23 protein-coding genes are annotated in these 20,390 nt (G+C 71.7%); 14 read left to right on the forward strand and 9 right to left on the reverse strand.

Features of this window, described 5'->3' with window-relative positions:
- Positions 1 to 76: 76 nt before the first annotated feature.
- From H7A73_RS11480 to H7A73_RS11500, 5 genes are all read left to right on the forward strand, one after another.
- Positions 77 to 1,360 carry a chloride channel protein gene (locus tag H7A73_RS11480; RefSeq protein WP_182066074.1) on the forward strand — a complete coding sequence of 428 codons (1,284 nt, stop codon included), beginning with the start codon at positions 77 to 79 and terminating at the stop codon, positions 1,358 to 1,360.
- A 95-nt stretch (positions 1,361 to 1,455) separates the two neighbouring features.
- Positions 1,456 to 1,668 (forward strand): Rv0909 family putative TA system antitoxin, encoded by a 213-nt coding sequence (locus tag H7A73_RS11485; RefSeq protein ID WP_182066075.1) that lies wholly within the window; start codon positions 1,456 to 1,458, stop codon positions 1,666 to 1,668.
- Between the two features lie 134 nt (positions 1,669 to 1,802).
- Complete coding sequence (locus H7A73_RS11490) at positions 1,803 to 3,095, forward strand: aminotransferase class V-fold PLP-dependent enzyme (RefSeq protein ID WP_182066126.1); 1,293 nt, start codon at positions 1,803 to 1,805, stop codon at positions 3,093 to 3,095.
- On the forward strand, positions 3,092 to 3,541 hold the full coding sequence (gene sufU / locus H7A73_RS11495) for a Fe-S cluster assembly sulfur transfer protein SufU (RefSeq protein ID WP_071405057.1): 450 nt from the start codon (positions 3,092 to 3,094) through the stop codon (positions 3,539 to 3,541). The genes H7A73_RS11490 and sufU overlap by 4 nt, the downstream gene beginning before the upstream one ends.
- A gap of 27 nt (positions 3,542 to 3,568) precedes the next feature.
- A complete protein-coding gene (locus H7A73_RS11500; protein ID WP_182066076.1) occupies positions 3,569 to 4,039 on the forward strand; it encodes a GNAT family N-acetyltransferase in 471 nt (156 codons plus the stop codon).
- Here H7A73_RS11500 and H7A73_RS11505 read toward each other — a convergent pair.
- Positions 4,032 to 4,844, reverse strand: coding sequence for a hypothetical protein (locus H7A73_RS11505; protein ID WP_182066077.1), 813 nt, complete (start codon positions 4,842 to 4,844; stop codon positions 4,032 to 4,034). The genes H7A73_RS11500 and H7A73_RS11505 overlap by 8 nt on opposite strands.
- A gap of 18 nt (positions 4,845 to 4,862) precedes the next feature.
- A complete protein-coding gene (locus H7A73_RS11510; RefSeq protein WP_182066078.1) occupies positions 4,863 to 5,915 on the reverse strand; it encodes a zinc-binding alcohol dehydrogenase family protein in 1,053 nt (350 codons plus the stop codon).
- A 94-nt stretch (positions 5,916 to 6,009) separates the two neighbouring features.
- Here H7A73_RS11510 and H7A73_RS11515 point away from each other — a divergent pair, with 94 nt between their 5' ends.
- Complete coding sequence (locus H7A73_RS11515) at positions 6,010 to 6,585, forward strand: TetR/AcrR family transcriptional regulator (RefSeq protein WP_182066079.1); 576 nt, start codon at positions 6,010 to 6,012, stop codon at positions 6,583 to 6,585.
- Here the strand turns inward: H7A73_RS11515 and H7A73_RS11520 are convergent.
- The gene (locus tag H7A73_RS11520) at positions 6,539 to 6,994 is read right to left on the reverse strand and encodes a GNAT family N-acetyltransferase (protein WP_182066080.1); all 456 of its coding nucleotides are present in this window, start codon (positions 6,992 to 6,994) and stop codon (positions 6,539 to 6,541) included. The two genes, H7A73_RS11515 and H7A73_RS11520, sit on opposite strands and share 47 nt — an antisense overlap.
- Positions 6,995 to 7,047: 53 nt before the next feature.
- On the opposite strand from H7A73_RS11520, the gene H7A73_RS11525 reads away from it, so the two are divergent.
- Entirely contained in the window at positions 7,048 to 7,617 is a 570-nt protein-coding gene (locus tag H7A73_RS11525; RefSeq protein WP_182066081.1) for a uridine kinase, read from the forward strand.
- Here H7A73_RS11525 and H7A73_RS11530 read toward each other — a convergent pair.
- Complete coding sequence (locus H7A73_RS11530; RefSeq protein ID WP_182066082.1) at positions 7,605 to 8,057, reverse strand: MarR family winged helix-turn-helix transcriptional regulator; 453 nt, start codon at positions 8,055 to 8,057, stop codon at positions 7,605 to 7,607. The two genes, H7A73_RS11525 and H7A73_RS11530, sit on opposite strands and share 13 nt — an antisense overlap.
- Positions 8,058 to 8,119: 62 nt before the next feature.
- Between H7A73_RS11530 and H7A73_RS11535 the strand changes: the two genes are divergently transcribed.
- From H7A73_RS11535 to H7A73_RS11545, 3 genes are all read left to right on the forward strand, one after another.
- Positions 8,120 to 8,488 (forward strand): VOC family protein, encoded by a 369-nt coding sequence (locus H7A73_RS11535; RefSeq protein ID WP_111087383.1) that lies wholly within the window; start codon positions 8,120 to 8,122, stop codon positions 8,486 to 8,488.
- A 138-nt stretch (positions 8,489 to 8,626) separates the two neighbouring features.
- A complete protein-coding gene (locus H7A73_RS11540) occupies positions 8,627 to 10,030 on the forward strand; it encodes an LLM class flavin-dependent oxidoreductase (protein WP_071405065.1) in 1,404 nt (467 codons plus the stop codon).
- A 4-nt stretch (positions 10,031 to 10,034) separates the two neighbouring features.
- Entirely contained in the window at positions 10,035 to 10,538 is a 504-nt protein-coding gene (locus H7A73_RS11545) for a GNAT family N-acetyltransferase (protein ID WP_182066083.1), read from the forward strand.
- On the opposite strand, the gene H7A73_RS11550 is transcribed toward H7A73_RS11545, so the two are convergent.
- The 4 genes from H7A73_RS11550 to H7A73_RS11565 all read right to left on the reverse strand — a co-directional run bounded on the left by H7A73_RS11550 (position 10,511) and on the right by H7A73_RS11565 (position 14,812).
- Positions 10,511 to 11,266 carry an SGNH/GDSL hydrolase family protein gene (locus H7A73_RS11550; protein ID WP_259362858.1) on the reverse strand — a complete coding sequence of 252 codons (756 nt, stop codon included), beginning with the start codon at positions 11,264 to 11,266 and terminating at the stop codon, positions 10,511 to 10,513. The two genes, H7A73_RS11545 and H7A73_RS11550, sit on opposite strands and share 28 nt — an antisense overlap.
- A gap of 142 nt (positions 11,267 to 11,408) precedes the next feature.
- Entirely contained in the window at positions 11,409 to 12,338 is a 930-nt protein-coding gene (locus H7A73_RS11555; protein ID WP_182066084.1) for an acetamidase/formamidase family protein, read from the reverse strand.
- Positions 12,335 to 13,741, reverse strand: a complete 1,407-nt coding sequence (locus H7A73_RS11560; RefSeq protein ID WP_182066085.1) for an APC family permease — start codon at positions 13,739 to 13,741, stop codon at positions 12,335 to 12,337. The genes H7A73_RS11555 and H7A73_RS11560 overlap by 4 nt, the downstream gene beginning before the upstream one ends.
- A 165-nt stretch (positions 13,742 to 13,906) precedes the next feature.
- Complete coding sequence (locus H7A73_RS11565; protein ID WP_259362859.1) at positions 13,907 to 14,812, reverse strand: proline iminopeptidase-family hydrolase; 906 nt, start codon at positions 14,810 to 14,812, stop codon at positions 13,907 to 13,909.
- An 86-nt stretch (positions 14,813 to 14,898) separates the two neighbouring features.
- On the opposite strand from H7A73_RS11565, the gene H7A73_RS11570 reads away from it, so the two are divergent.
- Complete coding sequence (locus H7A73_RS11570; protein WP_182066087.1) at positions 14,899 to 15,630, forward strand: FadR/GntR family transcriptional regulator; 732 nt, start codon at positions 14,899 to 14,901, stop codon at positions 15,628 to 15,630.
- 4 nt (positions 15,631 to 15,634) lie between these two features.
- Here the strand turns inward: H7A73_RS11570 and H7A73_RS11575 are convergent, their stop codons facing one another.
- Positions 15,635 to 16,198 carry a VOC family protein gene (locus H7A73_RS11575; protein ID WP_182066088.1) on the reverse strand — a complete coding sequence of 188 codons (564 nt, stop codon included), beginning with the start codon at positions 16,196 to 16,198 and terminating at the stop codon, positions 15,635 to 15,637.
- Positions 16,199 to 16,483: 285 nt separating this feature from the next.
- Here H7A73_RS11575 and H7A73_RS11580 point away from each other — a divergent pair, with 285 nt between their 5' ends.
- From H7A73_RS11580 to allB, 3 genes are all read left to right on the forward strand, one after another.
- A complete protein-coding gene (locus H7A73_RS11580; protein WP_182066089.1) occupies positions 16,484 to 18,049 on the forward strand; it encodes an NCS1 family nucleobase:cation symporter-1 in 1,566 nt (521 codons plus the stop codon).
- 169 nt (positions 18,050 to 18,218) lie between these two features.
- Positions 18,219 to 18,983 (forward strand): aspartate/glutamate racemase family protein, encoded by a 765-nt coding sequence (locus H7A73_RS11585; RefSeq protein ID WP_182066090.1) that lies wholly within the window; start codon positions 18,219 to 18,221, stop codon positions 18,981 to 18,983.
- Complete coding sequence (gene allB, locus H7A73_RS11590) at positions 18,980 to 20,356, forward strand: allantoinase AllB (protein WP_182066091.1); 1,377 nt, start codon at positions 18,980 to 18,982, stop codon at positions 20,354 to 20,356. The genes H7A73_RS11585 and allB overlap by 4 nt, the downstream gene beginning before the upstream one ends.
- Positions 20,357 to 20,390: the final 34 nt, after the last annotated feature.

Raw genomic sequence — 20,390 nt, forward strand, 5'->3', positions numbered from 1 at the left:
CTGGAGGCCCGTCCCGCGTCCGGCGGGCCCGTCCCCGTCCGTCATCGGGTGCGTCCAGCCCGTTAGGCTTCCGGTCATGCCGCACTCCGGACACGCGACCCCGGTCTGGGCCCTCAAGCTCGCCGTCGTCACCGCCCTGGTGGGCGTCTCCGGCGGCGTCGCCGGCATCGCGGTCTGGCTCGCGCTCCAGCTCATCCAGTTCGTCGCCTTCGGGTACGGGTTCGGCGGGCACCTCGAGGCCGCCGACGCACCGTCCGGGCTGAACCGGTTCCTCGCGCTCACCGCGGCCGGCGTCCTGACGGGGTTCGCCTGGTGGGCGCTCCGTCGGTGGGGGCGCTCGATCGTCTCGGTCACCGCGGCCGTCGACGGCAAGCGGATGCCGGCCCTGGCGACGCTCGCGAACGCCGGCATCCAGATCCTGGCCGTGGGGCTCGGCGCGTCCATCGGCAAGGAGGTCGCGCCGCGTGAGGTCGGGGCCTGGCTCGCCCAACTCGTCACCCGTCGTGCGGGGCTGACCGCACGCGAGACGAAGATCCTCGTCGCCTGCGGTGCCGCGGCCGGCCTCGCCGCCGTGTACGACGTGCCCCTCGGCGGCGCGCTGTTCGCGGTCGAGGTCCTGCTCGGGGAGATCAGCTTCGCGACCGCCCTGCCCGCCTTCGCCACGAGTGCGGTCGCCGCCATCACCGCCCGGCTCGTGATCCCGGACGAGGTGCTGTACCACGTGCCCGCGATGCACCTCTCGCCGTCGCTGCTCGTCTGGGCGGTCGTGGTGGGACCCGTGCTGGGGCTCGCCGGGGTCGGGTTCGTCAAGCTGACCAACCGGCTGCAGGGCATCGCCCCGAAGGGCTGGCACCTGCTCGTCGTGCTGCCGGTGGTCTTCGCGATGGTCGGGCTCATCGCGATCCCGTTCCCGGAGATCCTCGGCAACGGTCGGGCGCTCGGCCTCGTCGCGATGAACACCACGCTGGACGACGCCTCGTTCGCCGGCCTCTCGCCGATCGTGCTCCTGCTGCTGCTCGGTGTCCTGCGGACCGTGACCACCTCGGCCACCATCGGGGCCGGTGCGGTCGGTGGCACGCTGACCCCGTCGATCGCCATCGGTTCGGCGATCGGCGGTGGCCTGGGCGGTGCGTGGCTGCTGCTGTGGCCGGCCGACGGTCCGAGCCTGGCGGCCTTCGCCTTCGTCGGTGCGGCGGCCTTCCTCGCCACGACCATGCGGGCGCCGTTCACCGCCCTCGTGCTCGTCGTCGAGTTCACCCAGCAGGGCACCGACATCCTCGTGCCCTCGTTGCTCGCGGTGTCCGGCGCGGTCGCCGTCGGGTACGTGCTCGCCCGCCGTCGCAGCGCCCAGATGGTGTGAAGACCCCGAGCGTTCCGGTACGGACGGCTGCCCGGCGGCCTACTGTCGGCGCCAGGACGGAGCGACGGGCTCCGCACCGAGACGAGGAGCAGCCGATGGCGGGGTTCGACGACATCACGAAGAAGGCCCAGGAGTTCCTGCAGGACGGCAAGGTCCAGGACGCCCTGAAGAGCGAGAAGGCCGAGGGCGTCAGCGACAAGGTGCTCGGCGGCGTGGCCGACGCGGTCAAGAAGGCCACGGGCGGCAAGTACGACGACAAGATCGACGGTGCCCGCGACGCTGCGGACAAGAAGATCGGCAACGAGTAGCGAGCAACGTGCACGGCCCAGGACCCGGCGTGGTCCTGGGCCGTCGCCGTGCCGACTGGACGTGGTCGGGAACAACGGACACCATGGACGGGTTGCTCCGGACAGCAGCACCAGGAGGACGAGACGTGACAGTCGTGGCGCCGAACCAGCCGCTCACCGAGGCCGAGGTCGAGGCGATCAAGCGGGACTTCCCGATCCTCGCGCAGGACGTGAACGGGCAGCCGTTGGCGTACCTGGACTCCGGGGCGACGGCTGAACGCCCCCGCCAGGTCCTCGATGCCGAGCGCCGGTTCCTCGAACACGACAACGCCGCCGTCCACCGCGGGGCCCACACGCTCGCGGCGCTCAGCACCGACGCCTACGAGGACGCCCGCGCCACCGTCGCCGGCTTCATCGGAGCCGCCGCCCCGACCGAGGTGGTGTGGACCGCGAACGCCACCGATGCCCTCAACCTCGTCGCCTACGGCATGGCCAACGCCAGCCGTGGCCGCGGCGGTGCCGATGCCGAGCGCTTCCGCCTGGGCGCCGGTGACGAGATCCTCGTGACCGAGGCCGAACACCACGCCAACCTCGTGCCGTGGCAGGAGCTCGCCGCGCTGACCGGTGCCACCCTGCGCTGGATCCCGGTCGCCGACGACGGCACCTGGACCGCCGACGACGCCGCGGCCCTGATCACCGACCGCACGAAGGTCGTCGCGTTCTCGCACGTCTCGAACGTCACCGGGATGATCGCCCCCGTCGAGCAGGTCGTCGGTCTCGCCCACGCCCGCGGCGCCCTCGTCGTGCTCGACGCCTGCCAGTCCGCACCGCACCGTCCCCTCGACGTGCAGCAGCTCGGGGTCGACTTCGCCGCGTTCTCCGGGCACAAGATGCTCGGTCCGAACGGCATCGGCGTGCTCTGGGGCCGTGCCGAGCTGCTCGACGCCCTGCCGCCGTTCCGCACCGGTGGCTCGATGATCACCACCGTGACGATGGAGGGCTCCGAGTTCATGCCGGCACCCGAGCGGTTCGAGGCCGGCACGCAGCCCGTCTCCCAGGCGGTCGCCCTCGCCGAGGCCGTCCGCTACCTGCGGGGCATCGGCATGGAACGCGTCCGCGCCCACGAGGAGCACCTCGCCCGCCGGATGCTCGACGGTCTCGCCGCTGTGCCCGGCATCCGCGTGGTCGGCCCGCCCGCCGGCGTCCCGCGCTCCGGCCTGGTCGCGTTCGACGTCGACGGCGTGCACGCGCACGACGTCTCGCAGTACCTCGACGCGCAGGGCATCGCCGTGCGTTCCGGTCACCACTGCGCCCAGCCCCTGCACCGCCGCCTCGGACTCGTCGCCACGAGCCGGGCGAGCACCTACGTGTACACGACCGACCACGACGTCGACCGGTTCCTCGCAGCCGTCGCCGAGGTCCGCGACTACTTCGGAGCGTCCGCGTGAACGCCCTCGACAGCCTGTACCAGCAGGTCATCCTCGACCACGCGAAAGCGCGGCACGGCGACGGCGCGATGCCCGACGCGGATGCCTCGCACTTCGAGCGGAACCCCACGTGCGGCGACGAGATCACGGTCAGCCTGCGGCTCGAACCCGGCACCGACCGCATCGCCGGGCTCGCGTGGCAGGGCGACGGCTGCTCGATCTCGATGGCCTCGGCATCCGTCCTCACCGACATGGCCGTCGGCCGCACGGTGCCCGAGTTCCTCGCACTGACCGAGGAGTTCCGCACCATGATGCGCTCGCGCGGTGTCGGTGAGCCCGACGAGGACGTCCTCGAGGACCTCGTCGCCTTCCACGGCGTCTCCAAGTTCGTCATGCGCGTCAAGTGCGGCATGCTCGCCTGGGTCGCGGCGGAAGCCGCCGCGCGCGAGGCGACCGCTTCCCGCTGACCCGGCTGCGGCCACGCAAGGGAAGCGATGACCATCGAGACGGAGCAACCTGGCGCAGGCCGGGCCGACGCGATCGTGCGGGCCTACCTGACGGAGGTCGCGTCGCGGTGGTACGGGCGGGCGGCGACGCCGGCCGAGGTCGACCGCGCGCTCGACGAGGAGCCGTACGACGACCTGCAGGGTGACTCCGGGGTGTTCGTCGTCGCGAGTGACGCGGAAGCCGCTGTCGCCTGCGCCGGCGTGCGCTTCGTCGGTGCCGTCGGCGAGCTGACCAAGGTGTTCACGCTGCCGGAGCACCGCGGCCGAGGCGTCGGTTCGGCGCTCCTGCGCCACGTCGAGGAGGTCTGCCGAGCTCGCGGGCTCACGTCGCTGCGGCTGGACACGCGGGCCGAGCTCGCCGAGGCCTGTGCGCTCTACGAACGGCTCGGCTTCGTTCGGGTGGCACCGTTCAACGATGATCCGTACTCGGACCGCTGGTACGCCAAGCGGATCAGCTGATGACTCCGATCTCGCGCAGCGCGTCAGCGACGCTGATGCGCTCGTTCCGATCCTGCGCCCGTGCCCAGCGGGACTTCGCGAGCGCGACGGCGTCGTCGTCGAGACCGAGGAGCTCGTAGAGGCCGTCCAGCTCTCGGAGAACGAGGTCGGCGAGCGGCACGGGGAACTTCCGTTCGGGGCTCGCGTAGCCCTGCTGCGCGAGCTGTTCGAGCATCTCCGGGTCGGTCTCTCGCTGTTCCATGAGCAGGACGACGGTTCGTGACCTCGTCCCCATGAGGAATGCGGACCGCACGTTCTCGTCCGGATCGGTCGCCAGGGTGATCTCGACGGCGAGGGGGAGGTCCTCTTCGCAGGCGAGCTCCCAGCGCTGCGATGCATCCCCGTGGATCGCCGTGAGCATGTCGGGGTGGACGCCGAGGCCGCGCTCGCCGCGCTCCGGTCGCAGCGAGGTCGGGCGGGAGCCGTCCCCGACGCGGCCCGTGGGGAAGCCGACACCCGTGTAGACGGTGTGGGCGATCGGCAGGAACTGGAGCGCCTGGTGCAGCGCGGTGGCGGCGTCCTGCACCGCCGGAGCGGTCACGTCACCGTCGGCGGCCTCGATGGCGGTGGTGTAGTCGGACAGAGCGGTGTGCTGCTGGTCGATCGCCAGTGCGAACATCTCCTTGCCCCTGGCGGTGTCGCCGATGAGCCGCGGGTCCAGGTGCAACGTGACGGCGCTCGGGTCCTGCAGGTGCCCCCGCGGCGTGCCACCGCCCGACATCGTGATCTCGAACGTCTCGTCGTCTTGCTCGTGGGCATCGGTCACGTCGCTGACGCTACCGGCTCAGGGGAGCGTGACGACGAGCTTCCGGGCAGAGACACCCGCGCGGAGCTCGGCGAGGGCGTCCGGGATCGCGGCGAGTCCCGATCCGACGACGGATGCGGTCGGGGTGGCGCGGTACCGACCGGTGCGGAGCGCCTCGGGCAGGAAGTCGCGGTAGATCGCGGGGCCGACCTCGGACTCCGTCGGGCGGCCGCCCCAGATCGCGGTGACGTGGACCCCGTGTCGGCGCTCGAGGCGTGCACGGATCGTCGTCACCGGCGTCGGGTACGCCGATGCGAGTCGGCCGGAGCCGGTGGCTGCCCGGACGATCGGGAGCGTGCGGGTCAGCGAGCCCTGCCCGAAGGCGAGGGTGCCGGCGAGCTCGCGGTCGGCGAGTGCCTCGAGGATGCGGCGGGCGGCACCGTTGTCGCGGTAGTCGAACACGGCCTCGGCCCCGAGGTCCTGCACGAACGCGTGGTTCTTCGGCGATGCGGTACCGATCACGGCGTACCCGGCGGCCCGGGCGAGCTGGACGGCGTTGGCGCCGACGCTCGTGGACGCGCCCCACACCAGGACGACGCCGGGGCGCTCGGACGTGTCGGCGGTCGGGAACGACAGCGCCAGCTGGTCCGGTTCGAAGAGACCGGCCGCTGCGGTCGAGACGGCGAGCGGCAGGACCGCCGCCTGCTCGGCGGACAGGTCGTCGGGAACCGGGGTCGTCACACGGCCGAGCAGCAGGACCTGGTGCTGGAAGGCGCCCTCGGCGGCACTGTTCCGGTGCTGCTCCTGCCCCGCGGCGTGCCCGACGACCCGGTCGCCCACGCGGAACCGCTCGACGTCCGGGCCGATCGCGACGACGGTGCCGGCGACGTCGGACCCGAGGATCGCGGGGAACCGCAGCTTCGGGAACACCAGGTGCCGGAAGAGCCCGCCGACGGCGTCGACCGGGTTGACGGCGGCCGCCTCGGCGCGGACGACGAGCTCGCCGGGGCCGGGCTCGGGGACCGGTGCGGGCCCGACGGCGAACCGCCCGGCGGACGTGGTCCAGAGTGCTGCGTTGCCCGATGACGGCATGGTGTCCCGATCTCTTGCTCGAAGTGGGTCATGACACGAAGTGTCATCGCCATACAACCATGACACGACGTGTCATCACCACTACTGTGGACACATGCGTTGGTCTCCGGATGCCCGAGGGCGACTCGAGCGAGCGGCGTTCGAGCTCTTCGCCGAGCGGGGCTACCAGGCGACGACCGTGCCGCAGATCACCGCACGGGCCGGCCTGACGACCCGCACCTTCTTCCGGTACTTCGCCGACAAGCGCGAGGTGATCTTCGCCGGTGACGAGATCCCCGACCTCGCCCGTGCCGCCATCGAGGTCGCGCCGGCCGGGATCGACCCGCTCGACATCGTCGTGCACGGCCTCCGCACCGTCGCCGACGAGCGATTCGAGGGGCGTCACGGCCAGGTCGGCGCGGTGCGGCGGCTGGTGCTGTCCGAGTCCTCGCTCCGGGAGCGCGACGCCCGGAAGCGGGCCGACCTGACGGACGCGGTACGCGACGCCTTCGTCCACCGCGGGCTCGATCCGTCCGAGGCGGCGGTGATCGCCGAGACGACCGTGATGCTGTTCCACCTGGCCCTCGAGGCCTGGGTCACCGGACCGGCCGAGCGCCGGATGGCCGACATCGTCGACGAGCAGCTCAGTGCGCTCCGTGGGGTGCTCGATCGGCGGCCCGCAGCGTCATGAACACGTCGACGCCGTCATCGGTGTCGAGCACGAACCCGTGGCGTTCGTAGAGTCGGCGAGCAGGGCTGCCCACCAGCACGTTGAGCCGCGTCGGACCGTCGTGGGGCTCGTCGAGGACGGCGCGCAGCACGGTCGAACCGACTCCACGGCCTTGGACGTCGGGCGCGAGGTAGAAGTGCTCGACCCAGCGGACGTCGTCCTCGACCCGCACGGTGATCGATCCGACGTCGCGGCCGTCGACCACGACGATGCGGGTCAGCTGTGGTCGGAACGCGTCGCGGAGGCGCTGCCGGACGCGCATCTCGTCGAACACCCCGAGCCGGGTCAGGTCGTCGCGCAGCACCACGGCCCGGAGCTCGACGAGCCACTCGAGGTCCTCGGTGGTGCTGTCCCGCAGCGCGACGTCCATCCGCTCAGCCTACGAACACCGGCGCACCGTCATCGACCTCGTACGCTTGCCCGATGGACCGCAGCGGCGTCATCGAGCTCGTCGCGTCCCGCCGTGCCTCGGCTCGTGCACCGATCGTCGTCGGTGTCTCCGGGTACTGCGGATCCGGCAAGTCCACGCTGACGCGCACGCTCGTCGGGGAGATCCCCGGCGCGGCCCGTGTCCGAGGCGACGACTTCCTCGACCCCGTTCGGTCCCATCAGCGCTCCGTCGACTGGGACGGCGTCGATCGTCCCCGTCTGGTCTCGTCGGTGCTCGAACCGCACCGGGCCGGTCGGGCGAGCACGTTCCAGCGGTTCGATTGGTCGGTTCGAGCCCTCGGCCCCGCTGAGCCGCTGCCGCGGACGGATGTGCTGATCGTCGACCTGATCGGGCTCTTCCATCCCGACACATCTCCTCACCTCGACCTCAGCATCTGGTGTGACGTCGACCTCGACACGGCGGCACGTCGGGGCATGGCGCGCGACCGCGCGCTCGGGCGCAGGCATGATGCGCTCTGGCGGGACGTGTGGATCCCCAACGAGCGAGACTTCGACGAACGGTACGCGCCGAAGGGTGCCGCGTCGGTGCGCTACGTGGCCTGACTGCGGAGCGACGTCACCATGCTCCGCAGGATCTGACGGGCCGCGGTCTGCTGGTCCTCGGTCAGATCGGCGAGCATCCGCTGCTCGACTCCGCGGATCGCCGCGCTCGCCTGCGCCAGGCTCTGCCGCCCGCTGTCGGTCAGCTGCGTGGGGAGCGCCTTGCCGACCGACGGCTCGGTGGCGCGGGTGACGAAGCCGTCCCGCTCCAGGGTCTGCAGCAGGACGTTCATCGACTGCCGGGTGACGAAGGTGCCCCGCGCGAGTTCGGAGTTCGACAGGCCGGGGCGCTGTGCGAGCAACTCCAGGCAGGAGTAGTGCGTCACCGTCATGCCGAGCGGACGCAGCACGGCCTCCATCGACGTGCGGAGGGCGCTCGCGGTCTCCTTGAGCAGGTAGCCGATCGACGTCTCGAGGTGGATGCCGGTGTCGTCTTGACGCATGTCAGTAGTCTGACATAGATTGCTCGGTGTCAGAAGACTGACACAAACCGAAGGAGCACCACATGCCCGTCACCGGCCCCGACTTCATCTCCCTGCAGACCCGCGACCTCGATGCCTCGCAGGCGTTCTACGAGCGGTACCTCGGCCTCGTCCGCTCGCAGGCCGGTCCGCCGCACGCCGTCGTGTTCGAGACCACCCCGATCGCCTTCGCCCTGCGCGACCTGGTGCCCGGCACGGACCTCGACGCGGTGGCGCAGCCCGGCATCGGCGCCGCGATCTGGCTGCACGCGACGGACGTGCAGGCGATCCACGACGCGCTGGTCGCCGACGGGCACCGCATCGTCTCGGCGCCGATCGACGGTCCCTTCGGCCGGACGTTCACGTTCGCCGACCCCGACGGGTACCACGTCACGCTCCACGACCGCGCCTGAGCCCGGGAACCGGCCACGCGCCCGGCGCGGGGTGGCGTGGCGGACGCGGGGCGAGCCTCCAGGCCGGTGCCGGAGCCGACCGTCACGCTTCGTCACGATGCGTGACGGTCGCAGGTGTCCGACGTAGCGTCACGATCCGTGACCACCAGCAGCGAGCACCGGCAGATCCGCTTCAACGCGTTCGACATGAACTGCGTCGCGCACCAGTCCTCCGGACTGTGGCGGCACCCCCGCGACCGGTCGCGGGACTACCGCGACCTGACCTACTGGACGGACCTGGCGAAGACGCTCGAGCGCGGGGCGTTCGACGGCATCTTCATCGCCGACGTCCTGGGCACCTACGACGTGTACGGCGGCTCGAACGAGGCCGCGCTCCGCACCGGGTCGCAGGTGCCCGTGAACGACCCGATCCTGCTCGTGTCGGCCATGGCGTCGGTGACCGAGCACCTGGGCTTCGGCATCACGGCGGGCACCGCCTACGAGCACCCGTACCCGTTCGCCCGACGCATGTCGACGCTCGACCACCTGACCAAGGGCCGGGTCGGCTGGAACGTCGTCACCGGGTACCTGCCGAGTGCCGCGCGGAACATGGGCCAGACCGACCAGCTGTCGCACGACGATCGGTACGACGTGGCGGACGAGTACCTCGAGGTCCTCTACAAGCTGTGGGAGGGCTCGTGGGAGGACGACGCCGTCGTCGCTGACCGGGAAGCCGGGGTCTTCACGGACCCGGCGAAGGTGCACCCGATCGAGCACCACGGCACGCACTTCGACGTGCCGGGCATCCACCTGTCCGAGCCGTCGGTGCAGCGCACGCCCGTCATCTACCAGGCGGGCGCGTCGCCGCGCGGCATCCGCTTCGCGGCGGAGAACGCGGAAGCGGTCTTCGTGGGCGCGCCGACCGTGGAGCAGCTCGCGTCGACCGTCGCGAAGGTCCGCGACGCCCTGGAGGCAGCTGGTCGCGACCGGTACGCCGCTCGCGTGTACACGTTGCTCACCGTGATCACGGACGCCACCGACGAGCTGGCCCAGGCGAAGTACGAGGACTACCTGTCGTACGCGTCGGAGCTCGGTGCGCTGGTGCTCAACTCCGGCTGGATGGGCGTCGACCTGTCGCAGTGGGACCCGGACCAGCCCCTCGGCGACGTCGAGTCGAACGCGATCCAGTCGGCGGCGGCGAACATCGCGGCGGCGACCGGGGAGGACGGGTCGAAGTGGACGATCCGTGACCTGGCGCGGCAGACCGCGATCGGCGGCCTCGGCCCGGTGGCGGTCGGCGGGGGAGCGACCATCGCCGACCGGCTGCAGGAGATCCAGGAGCTGACCGACGTCGACGGCTTCAACCTGGCGTACGCGGTGACCCCGGGCACGTGGGAGGACGTCATCGAGTTCGTGATCCCGGAGCTCCGTGCCCGAGGGGCCTACCCCGAGGAGTACGAGCCGGGGTCGCTCCGCCAGAAGCTGCACGGCCGCGGGGACCGGCTGCCCGACGAGCACCGTGGGGCGTCGTTCAGGATCGGGAGCCGGGCGGTCGTAGGCTGATCGGGTGATCGAGTCGTCCGTGGTCGTGCGTCCTGCGACCCCGGACGAGACCGACACCTGCATCGACCTGTGGGCTGCGGCAGTGGCTGCCCGTGACGGTGCCGCCGAGGACCCGGCTGTGCGGGAGCGCGCGCGGCAGAAGTTCTCGGCGGAGCACGTCGCCTGGCTGGTGGCTGCAGGCCCGGACGGCGCGGTGGACGGCTTCGTGCTCGTCACGGCACCGGGCACCGGTCGGTCGACGGACCCGGCGGACGCCGCCTACCTGTCGTTGCTCGCGGTGCGCCCCGGCGTGCAGGCCCGCGGCGTCGGACGGTCGCTGCTGTCCGAGGCGGTGCACGACGCCCGGGCCGCCGGGCACCCCCGCGTGGTGCTGCACGTGCTCGGCGACAACGACCGGGCGGTGCGGCTGTACGAGGCGGGCGGCTTCGTGGCGACGGGCGACGAGTTCGCCCACGCCCTGACCGGTGGGACGACGCGGGTCTACGCGACCGGCGTCCACGCCGGGTAGGTCGCTGACCGGCCGTCGCCGGACGAGCGCCGGGTGACCCGCCGCCCGACCCACGGCAGGACGTACTCGCGGTAGTAGCGGGCCTCGGCCCGGAAGCCGGTGCGACCGGCGTGCACGGACGCGGGGTCGGCGGCCGCCGGGCCGTCCAGGATGGCGTGCAGCGCCAGGTCGGCGACACGCTGGTGCCCGGTCGCGTTCATGTGCAGGCGGTCCTCGGACCAGAACTCCGCACGGCGCAGGTGCGGGTCGCGGGACACGTCGACGAACGGCAGGCCGCGGCGCTGGGCCAACTCGCCGAGCGCTCCGGCCCAGGCGTCACCGCGACGGTTGATGAGCGACCCGAGGGGCAGCCGCGCGCTCGGGTCGGCAGGGCTGAGCAGTGCCATCCGCGCGCCGCGCGCCTCGACCCGGTCGACGGCGGACTCGACCAGGCGGACGAGGGCGTCGACGTCGAAGCGGGGGCGGAGCAGGTCGTTCCCGCCGGCGCAGAACGTGATGAGCGTCGGGGCCGGGTCGAGGTCGAGCGCCGCGTCGAGCTGCCCGTCGAGGACCCCGGCGAGCAGCCGTCCGCGCACCGCGAGGTTGGCGTACGAGACGTCGGCGTCCGACGCAGCCGCCATCGCGCTCGCGAGTCGTCCGGTCCAGCCGGGGAGCGGAGCGGGACCGGCGTCGCCGATCCCCTCCGAGAAGCTGTCGCCGATCGCGACGTAGCGGATGGTCTCGTGCATGCGCCCATCATCGTGCACACTCCTGTGCAGGTTCCCGGCGGGCGGAGCGAGCGTCGTGCGCTTCGTGCGCAGGGATGGTCGGGTCACCGTTCGGCACCCGACCATCCCTGCTCACGAAGGGCTCGTCAGCATCGGCGAACCCTCACAGCACTGACTTCGGCACCCGGTGCAGGGTGACCGCGCCGACGGCCGCGAAGGGGTGCAACGGGTCCGGGGCGGTGGAGCCGGTCGGCCCGCCGAGCTTCGAGTCACCGACCGCGCTCAGCACCGCGTAGGCGTCCTCGGCACTCCAGCCGTGCTCGTCGACGAGGAACGCGAAGGCGTCCTCGTACCCGCGCCGGACGCTCTCCTGCACGGGGTCGCCGAGGCCGACGAACAGCCAGTCGTCGGCGGTCTCGATGCGGGGTGCGCGGAGCACCGGGCCGCCCTTGACCAGGTCGACGGAGACGATCGCGGTGCCCTGGGCCTCGATGGCGACGAACGACGACTCGCCCTCGGCCATGAGCGCGTGGATGTCGCCGATCGACAGCAGCGCACCGGGGACCCGGACGGGCAGGGAAACGGTCGAGCCGGGGCGGGCCTCGGTGACGTCCATGTTGCCGCCCTCCGGGTAGGCCGGCATGATCGTCGAGTTCTCACCCTCGGCCGGGGCCGTCCCGATGCACCCGATCATCGGCCGGACGGGGAACCGGTGCCGGTCGGACACCTGCACCGTGCCGTCCGAGATCGGGCAGCGGCGGGCGAAGACCCGGTCGCCCATCACGTGCTGCAGGGCTCCGGAGCCGGGCAGGGACACCGACCACCCGTGCGTGGTCAGCTCGATGGCGTGGATGGTCACCACGAGGGTGTCGCCGGGTTCTGCCCCCTCGACGAACACCGGACCGGTCACCGGGTTGATCGGGGCCTGCAGCTGCGCCATGTCGTGGTGCTGGTCGAGTTCGGCGTAGACGGCGTCGGTGGTCTCGAAGCCGATGGTCTCGCCGGTACCGGGGCGGACCCGCAGCACGGGCTCCCGGTCCGCGGAGAACCCGGGGCGGCCGAGGGTGTTCGGCAGGAAGTGGTCCGGGGTCATCGTGCGTCCTCCGTCGTCGGTTCTGCTTCGGAGCCGACCTCGGTGGAACGGCCGGTGCGTCGGTAGTACAGGAACACGGCCGCGCCGACGATCAGCCAGACGATCCCGCCGACCTTCGCCTCGACCGCGGCGTTGAGCAGGACGTACCCGATGATCAGGAACCCGACCAGCGGGACGACCAGGTGCAGCAGCCAGTTGCGCGACTTCCCCTTGACGACGTGGTGCACGAAGACGGAGACGTGCAGGAGCATGAAGCCGAACAGCGCGCCGAAGTTCACGAGCGACGAGATCGTGTCGATCTGCCCGACGAAGAACAGCACCAGGATCGCGGAGAGCACCGAGACGACGATGATCGCGTTCTGCGGCACCTGGCGCCCGTTGAGCTTGTGCAGGAACGCGGGCAGCTGACGATCGCGGCTCATCGAGAAGAGCAGGCGGCTCGTCGCGGCCTGTGCGGCCATGGCGTTCGCGATGCCGACGGCGAGCACGTTGACGGCGAAGAACGCGGTGGCCCACCCGCTCGACGAGGCCTGCTCGACGATGGTGAAGAAGGCGTTGCCGGCCTCGTTGTCCGAGAACGAGTCCCGTCCCGCGGCCAGGGCGGACGCGAGCCAGGTCTGCAGGATGAACAGGAACGCCACGATGACGAGCGCCAGGATCATCGCCGTGCCGGCCCCGCCACGACGGCCGGTGGACTCCTCGGACAGCGTCGAGATGCCGTCGAAGCCCAGGAAGCTCAGCACCGCGATCGACAGGGCCGAGGCGATGAGCGGCGCCGACACCTTGGCCGGGTCCCAGATCTGCTCGGTGCCGAAGGACGCGTCGGGGATCGTCCCACCGGTCAGCGCGACGATGGCGATGACGACGAAGATCGCGACGAAGACGAGCTCGATGAGCAGGAAGACGCGGTTCGCGAGCTTGAGCGAGGACACCCCGGCCAGGTTGATGACGGTGTTGATCGCGACGAACACGAGTGCCCACAGCCAGCGGGGCGTGCCCGGGAAGATCCCGACCATGCTCTCGGCGGCGAACACGTAGAGCAGCGTCGGGACGAGCAGGTAGTCGAGCAGGATCGCCCAGCCGGCGAAGAACCCGGCGGTGGGGTGGATGCCGCGGCCGACGTACGAGAACACGCTGCCGGCGAGGGGGATCGACTTCGCCATCTGCGCGTAGGCCAGGGCGGTGAAGATCATCGCGACGAGGCCGACGAGGTACACCAGCGGCACCATGCCGCTGGAGGCGTTGTAGACGGTCCCGAAGATCGCCCAGGGGGCGATCGGGACCATGAAGACCAGGCCGTAGATGAGCAGGTCGGTGGTGGAGACGGAGCGCTTGAGCTCCTGCTTGTAGCCGTAGGCCTCGAGCTGCTGCTGTGCGGAGAGTTCGCTGTGCTGCTGCGACATGTCGGGTTCCGTTTCGGGTGGAGGGACGGTGCAGAGGGGGCGGTGCCGGGGAAGGGGAGCGGGTGGTGTCGTCGGGGAAGGCGGGTGCGGCCGTGGGGGTGGGGACTTCCGGACCGGAGGCGCGGGGCGGGCCCGTCCAGCGCCTCCAGACCGGAGGTGGCCGGGTCAGGCGTCGTCGTGCGCGGCCAGGAAGGTCGCGACGACCCGGCGGAACTCCGCCGGCTGCTCCAGGTGCGAGCAGTGGCTCGCGCCGGGGAAGACGTGCTGCCGCACGTCGGCGATCCGCTCGACGAACGGCGCCCACGTGGCGGGCGTGGCCTCGTCGTGCTCGCCGGCGACGACGAGCGTCGGCACGGCGACACGGTCGAGCCGGTCGACGATGGTCCAGTCACGCATCGTGCCGATGACGTGGAACTCGTTCGGGCCGTTCATCGTGTGGTACACCGTCGGCTCGCGCTCCATCTGCTCCTCGGAGTCGACGAAGTCCGGATGGCTCGGGACCACGCGGCAGACGTGCCGCTCGTAGAAGACCTGCGTCGCCGCCAGGTACTCGGGGTCGTCGACGGTACCGGCCGTCTCGTGCCGGGTCAGGGCGTCCTGCACGTCGGCGGGCAGCTGCGCGCGCAGCTCGGCGGCGCCGTCGACCCAGAGCTGCATCGACGCGGGGGAGTTGCAGATCGCCAGTGACCGGAGCCCCGCGGGCTGCTGCACCGCGATCTCGGCGCCGAGCATGCCGCCCCACGACTGTCCGAGCACGTGGTGGTCGCCGAGCCCGAGGTGCTCGACCAGGGCGGCGTACTCGTCGACGAACAGCTGCGGCTGCCAGGTGTCGACCGGTGCGTCGGGGCGGTGGCTGCTCCGGCCGCAGCCGAACTGGTCGTGGTGGACGACGGTCCGGCCGGTCTCGTCGGCCAGGGCCGCGAGGTTCCGCAGGTAGTCGTGGGCCATGCCGGGCCCGCCGTGCAGGACGACGAGGGGCAGCGCGCCGGCGACCGGGCTGTCGGGCGTGGTGGCCCGATACCAGGTCTCGCCGTCGCGGAACGGCATCGTGGATGCGGTGATGCTGGACATGGGGGTCAGCATGGAGCGGAAAAAGGTCCCACGCAATACCTTTTCTGCTGCCTTAACGTGGTCGTAACACCGCGAAGGGGGTCCGTGTGTCCGATCGTGCGACCGAGACGCGCGTCGACGAGGTCGAGGACCGCCTCGTGACCGCCGTCGCCGTGGGCGAGTACCTGCCCGGCGCGAACCTGCCGCCGGAACGCGAACTCGCCGGCCTGCTCGGCGTGGCCCGGGTCACCGTGCGGGGCGCGATCGCGCGACTCGTCGAACGGGGGCTGCTCGAGACCCGTCGAGGCCGGGGCGGTGGCACGTTCGTCCGCACCGAGTGGCCGGACAGCTCATCGGACGCCGTCGGACGGGTGCTGCTCGCCCGGTGGGAGGCGATCCAGGACACCGCTGACGCCATCGCGCTGTTGCACGGGGCGCTCGCGACGGCCGCCGCGGAACGGGTCACCCCGGAGGACGCCGCCCTGATCCGTGCACGGCTCGAGGTGTTCCGCGACGCCACCTCGGGTCTCGAGAAGCAGCGAGCCGACGCCGTGCTGCACCGGACGATCATCGACGCCGCGCGGAACGACGCCCTGCGGACCGCGCTCGCCGGGTTGGAGGCGCAGATCTCCATCGCCGCTCCGGCGCACCTGTGGGGCACGGCCGAGGGCATGGCGGAGATGGAGACCCGCGCGCTCCGCGAGCACGAACTGCTGGTGGACGCGGTGTGTTCGGGGCGGGCGCCCGAGGCGGGCGTGATCGCCCGGCAGCACGTCGGGATCGACGTCGAACTGCTCGAACGGGCCGTGCGGCGGACGGGGCAGGTGCCCCGCCACTGAGTCGTCAGTGCACGGCGGGTGCCGGCACCGGGTAGACGTCGTCCGGCATCGGCCACGGCGCCCACTTCGGCCGCGGCGCGTACACCAGGTACGGCTGCGGCGTCGGGTAGCTGACGATCTCGAGCGTCGACCCCCACGGCGTGCGGGTGTACACGAACCGGTTGCCGGCCCCCGCCTCGTCACCACGCAGGTCGCGCGGATCGGAGTTCCGGGTCCCGCCGGCTGCCTCGACCCGGGCGAGTGTCTCGTCCAGGTCGTCGGCGTACATCGCCAGGTGCTGCCACCCCAGGTCGGACGGGTGTGCGGCGTTCCGCTGCTCGGGCCCCAGGTACTCGAACAGCTCGAGCCCCGGCCCCTCCGGCAACGCGAGCATCCGCATGGCCCCCTGCGCCATGGTGCTCGGGATGCCGAGGTAGCCGTGCGCCTCGGAACTGCTGTTCGGCGTCTCGTCACGACGCCGCATGTCGTACAGGACGACGGCGTCGAACGCCGCCTCGAAGAACTGCGTGGCTGCGTCGATGTCCGGCACCGTGACGCCCACGTGGTCGATCCTGATTCCCCTGCTCATGGTCGATTCGTACCACCGGCGGTCCCCGCGGCTCGGGTCGTGGCGGGGTCCGTGCGGGGTCGGTGCCGATCGATGCGGCAAGCCGCAGCGCGGCTCCGGGTGCGGCTCCGCGCGCGGCACCGGTAGCGGTCGGCGCCGGTCTCGGCCACCGTCCCGGAACGCTCGTTCCAGGACGGGGTCCGGGACACACGACCGTTACACGAGGGAAACGGCGGGGGCGAAGTCGCTCCGTAGCTTCGTGCTCAAGCACGCACCGCCCCGCTTCCCACTCCCTCGGAGGACGCCATGGCTACCGACATCGCGACACCAGTCGCCGCGCCCCACGCCCCCACCACGACCGCCGCCCCCGCCCCAGCGGGTGCCGGCGTCGTCAAGCCCGGGTACGACCCGGCGCTCACGAACGAGGACCTCGCCCCGCTGCGCGAGCAACGCTGGACGAGCTACAACTTCTTCGCCTTCTGGATGTCCGACGTGCACTCCGTCGGCGGCTACGTCACCGCCGGGTCGCTCTTCGCCCTCGGCATCGCGAGCTGGCAGGTGCTCATCGCCCTGGTGGTCGGCATCCTCATCGTGCAGGTCTTCGCCAACCTGGTCGCGAAGCCGTCGCAGCGCACCGGCGTGCCGTACCCGGTGATCAACCGCGCGGTGTTCGGGGTGCTCGGCGCGAACGTCCCCGCCATCATCCGTGGCCTCATCGCGATGGCCTGGTACGGCGTGCAGACCTTCCTCGCCGCCCAGTCGCTGAACATCGTCTTCCTCAAGTTCATCCCGGCGTCGGCGGGGCTGCTCGACCACTCGTTCCTCGGGCTGTCGGCCCTGGGGTGGATCTCGTACGCGATCCTGTGGGTGGCACAGGGCGCGCTGTTCTGGATGGGCATGGAGGCCATCAAGCGGTTCATCGACTGGGCCGGACCGGCGGTCTACGTGGTGATGATCGTGCTCGCGGTCTACCTGGTCAGCCAGGCGGGCATCGGCAACATCTCGTTCACCCTGTCGGCTGGCGAGCCGCTGTCGTTCGGGGCGTCGATCCCGGTGATGCTGTCCGCGGTCGCCCTGGTGGTCAGCTACTTCTCCGGCCCGATGCTGAACTTCGGGGACTTCTCGCGCTACGGCCGGTCGTTCCGCGCGGTCAAGCGCGGCAACTTCTGGGGACTGCCGATCAACTTCCTGTTCTTCTCGGTCCTGACGGTGCTCTGCGCCAGTGCGACGGTGCCGGTGTTCGGCAAGCTCATCACCGACCCGATCGAGACCGTGCAGGCCATCGGAGCACCCTTCGCGATCCTGCTCGGTGGCCTGACCTTCGTCACCGCGACCGTCGGCATCAACATCGTGGCGAACTTCATCAGCCCCGCGTTCGACTTCTCGAACGTGGCACCCCGGAAGATCTCGTGGCGGGCCGGCGGCATGATCGCCGCAGTCGGCTCCGTGCTCCTCACCCCGTGGAACTGGTACGGCAACGACCAGGCGATCCTGTACACGCTCGGGGTGCTCGGTGCGCTGATCGGCCCGTTGTTCGGCATCCTCATCGCGGGCTACTACATCGTCGGCAAGCAGCGCATCGCGATCGACGACATGTACTCGACGAGCCGCACCGCCCGGTACTGGTACCGCGGCGGGTTCAACCCGAACGCCATCTGGACCCTCGTGGTCACCGGCGCGATCTCGGTGGCGAGCGCGGTCCTGCCCCCGGCACTCGGCGTGCTGCCGTGGCTGGCGAGCTACAGCTGGTTCATCGGGTGCGGCCTGGGCCTCGTCGTCTTCTGGGCGTTCGAGCGTGTCCGGCCGAGCATGCCCGTGCTCGACGCGGAGGACCCCTCGGTCGACGACGGCGCGGCCGTCGGTCGCGCCTGACCGCCGGCGTCGCGGCCCGTCCTCCACAGGGCGGGTCGCGGCGCTCGGTCGTCCACAGATCCACACCACGGCCGGGAGGCCCGCCCCGCCCCCGCCACGATGGTCACCACCCAGCACCACCCAGCACCACCGGTTCCACCGCTCCACTCGCTCCACCGGAAGGACCCCGATGCGCATCCGCGTCGTCAACCCCAACACCACCGCGTCGATGACGCGGGCGATCGGCATCGCGGCCCAGGCCGCCGCCGCTCCCGGCACGCTGGTCGAAGCGGTCGAACCCTCGATGGGGCCGGCCTCGATCGAGAGCCACTACGAAGAGGCCCTGGCCGTGCCCGGGCTGCTCGAGCAGATCGGCCGCGGCGAGCAGGACGGGGTGGACGCGTTCGTCGTCGCCTGCTTCGGGGACCCGGGGCTCGACGCCGCGCGGGAGCTCGCGACGGTGCCGGTGATCGGGATCGCGGAGGCCGGGTTCCACGCCGCCGCGATGCTCGGCCGTCGGTTCGGCGTCGTCACCACCCTGGCGCGCACGACCGGCCGCGCCCACGAGCTCGCCGAGCGCTACGGCTTCGCCCCGCTCGTCACGGAGATCCGGGCGTGCGAGGTCCCGGTGCTCGAGCTCGACGACCCTGAGTCCGGTGCCCGTGCGCTCGTGATCGAGGAGTGCCGAGCGGTCATCGACGGGGGAGCCGACGCCGTCGTGCTCGGGTGCGCCGGCATGGCGGACTTCTGCGCCGAGGTCTCGCTGGCGATCGGGGCACCGGTCGTCGACGGCGTCGCGGCGGCCACGGTCCTGGCGGAGTCGCTCGTCCGGCTCGGGTTGTCCACGGGCAAGCGCGGCGAGTACGCCCTGCCGCCGGTGAAGGCCATGTCGGGGCTGCTGGCGGGCTTCGAACGCCACCCGGCGGCGGTCGCGACGGCCGGGGCGGGCGCATGACGGGCCTCCCGGCGGGCGACACGGCAGACCTGGTCGTCCGCGCGCAGCGAGCCTGGGTCGACGGGGCGTTCCGTCCTGCCGCGGTCGTCGTCCACGACGGCCGGGTCACCGGCGTCCTGCCCGTCGACGCGGTCGTCGACGCCGTGCAGGACCACACCGTGCCGGGCGGGCAGATGCTGCTCCCCGGACTCGTCGACACGCACGTGCACGTCAACGAGCCCGGCCGCACCGAGTGGGAGGGCTTCGCGTCCGCGACCCGGGCCGCTGCGATGGGCGGCGTCACCACGATCGTGGACATGCCGCTCAACTCGATCCCCGCGACCACCACGGTCGAGGCGCTCGCCGTCAAGCGTGCGAGTGCCGAGGGCCGGGTGGCGGTCGACGTCGGGTTCTGGGGCGGAGCGGTCCCCGCGAGCCTCGGGGCGCTCGACGCACTGCACGACGCCGGCGTCTTCGGGTTCAAGTGCTTCACGGCGCCGAGCGGTATCGACGAGTTCCCGCACCTCGACCCCGAACAGCTCCGCGCCGCGATCGCCGAGGTCGCCGGTATCGACGCCCTGCTGATCGTGCACGCCGAAGACCCGGAGCACCTCGTGCCGCACCGGGCGCTCGGCGGCCGGTACGCCGACTTCCTGGCCACCCGGCCCGTCGCCGCCGAACGGTCCGCGATCGCGCAGGTCATCGACGGCGCGCGGGCGACCGGTGCGCGGGTGCACGTGCTGCACCTGTCCGACGCGGGCGCACTGCCGATGCTCCGCGCGGCGAAGGACGACGGCGTCCGGATCACGGTCGAGACGTGCCCGCACTACCTGTCGTTCGATGCGGGCACGATCCCGGACGGCGCGACCGCCTACAAGTGCTGCCCACCGATCCGCGACGACGCCAACCGCGACGCGCTGTGGGCCGGTGTGCTCGACGGCACGATCGACCTCGTCGTGTCGGACCACTCGCCCTCGACTGTGGACCTGAAGACCGACGACTGGGGCCTCGCCTGGGGCGGGGTCGCCGGCCTGCAGGTCGGGTTCCGCGCGGTGTGGACCGAGGCCGAGCGTCGCGGGGTCCCGCTCGAGGCGCTGCTGCCGCTGTTCACGACCGGTCCGGCCGCCCTGGTCGGGCTGCGGGACCGTGGGGTGATCGCTCGCGGTGCCCTGGCGCACTTCGCCGTGTTCGACCCGTCCGCCGAGTCCGTCGTCGACGTCGCCGGGCTCGAGCACCGCAACCCGGTGTCCGCGTTCGACGGGCTCCGCGTGCGCGGCAGCGTCACCGAGACCTGGCTCCGCGGCCGTCGCATCGCCACGGCGGACGGGGGCGTGGTCGGCGTCGAGGGGCAGCTGGCCGGACGGCCCGTGCTCGCGGCGGGAACATCCCTGTAACGATCGTTCCGGTATCGTCGGATCAGGAACGGAA

Source organism: Curtobacterium sp. ME12 (assembly GCF_903970855.1).
Taxonomy (GTDB): Bacteria; Actinomycetota; Actinomycetes; order Actinomycetales; family Microbacteriaceae; genus Curtobacterium; species Curtobacterium poinsettiae_A.

Coding starts and splice junctions, on each gene's coding strand:
- H7A73_RS11535 (WP_111087383.1), top strand. CDS start 8,120: ATGCCCGTCACCGGCCCCGACTTCATCTCCCTGCAGACCCGCGACCTC.
- H7A73_RS11555 (WP_182066084.1), bottom strand. CDS start 12,338: ATGACCCCGGACCACTTCCTGCCGAACACCCTCGGCCGCCCCGGGTTC.
- H7A73_RS11510 (WP_182066078.1), bottom strand. CDS start 5,915: ATGCCGTCATCGGGCAACGCAGCACTCTGGACCACGTCCGCCGGGCGG.
- H7A73_RS11520 (WP_182066080.1), bottom strand. CDS start 6,994: ATGGACGTCGCGCTGCGGGACAGCACCACCGAGGACCTCGAGTGGCTC.
- H7A73_RS11515 (WP_182066079.1), top strand. CDS start 6,010: ATGCGTTGGTCTCCGGATGCCCGAGGGCGACTCGAGCGAGCGGCGTTC.
- H7A73_RS11580 (WP_182066089.1), top strand. CDS start 16,484: ATGGCTACCGACATCGCGACACCAGTCGCCGCGCCCCACGCCCCCACC.
- H7A73_RS11480 (WP_182066074.1), top strand. CDS start 77: ATGCCGCACTCCGGACACGCGACCCCGGTCTGGGCCCTCAAGCTCGCC.
- allB (WP_182066091.1), top strand. CDS start 18,980: ATGACGGGCCTCCCGGCGGGCGACACGGCAGACCTGGTCGTCCGCGCG.
- H7A73_RS11500 (WP_182066076.1), top strand. CDS start 3,569: ATGACCATCGAGACGGAGCAACCTGGCGCAGGCCGGGCCGACGCGATC.
- H7A73_RS11485 (WP_182066075.1), top strand. CDS start 1,456: ATGGCGGGGTTCGACGACATCACGAAGAAGGCCCAGGAGTTCCTGCAG.
- H7A73_RS11525 (WP_182066081.1), top strand. CDS start 7,048: ATGGACCGCAGCGGCGTCATCGAGCTCGTCGCGTCCCGCCGTGCCTCG.
- H7A73_RS11530 (WP_182066082.1), bottom strand. CDS start 8,057: ATGCGTCAAGACGACACCGGCATCCACCTCGAGACGTCGATCGGCTAC.
- H7A73_RS11550 (WP_259362858.1), bottom strand. CDS start 11,266: ATGCACGAGACCATCCGCTACGTCGCGATCGGCGACAGCTTCTCGGAG.
- H7A73_RS11560 (WP_182066085.1), bottom strand. CDS start 13,741: ATGTCGCAGCAGCACAGCGAACTCTCCGCACAGCAGCAGCTCGAGGCC.
- H7A73_RS11575 (WP_182066088.1), bottom strand. CDS start 16,198: ATGAGCAGGGGAATCAGGATCGACCACGTGGGCGTCACGGTGCCGGAC.
- H7A73_RS11565 (WP_259362859.1), bottom strand. CDS start 14,812: ATGTCCAGCATCACCGCATCCACGATGCCGTTCCGCGACGGCGAGACC.
- H7A73_RS11585 (WP_182066090.1), top strand. CDS start 18,219: ATGCGCATCCGCGTCGTCAACCCCAACACCACCGCGTCGATGACGCGG.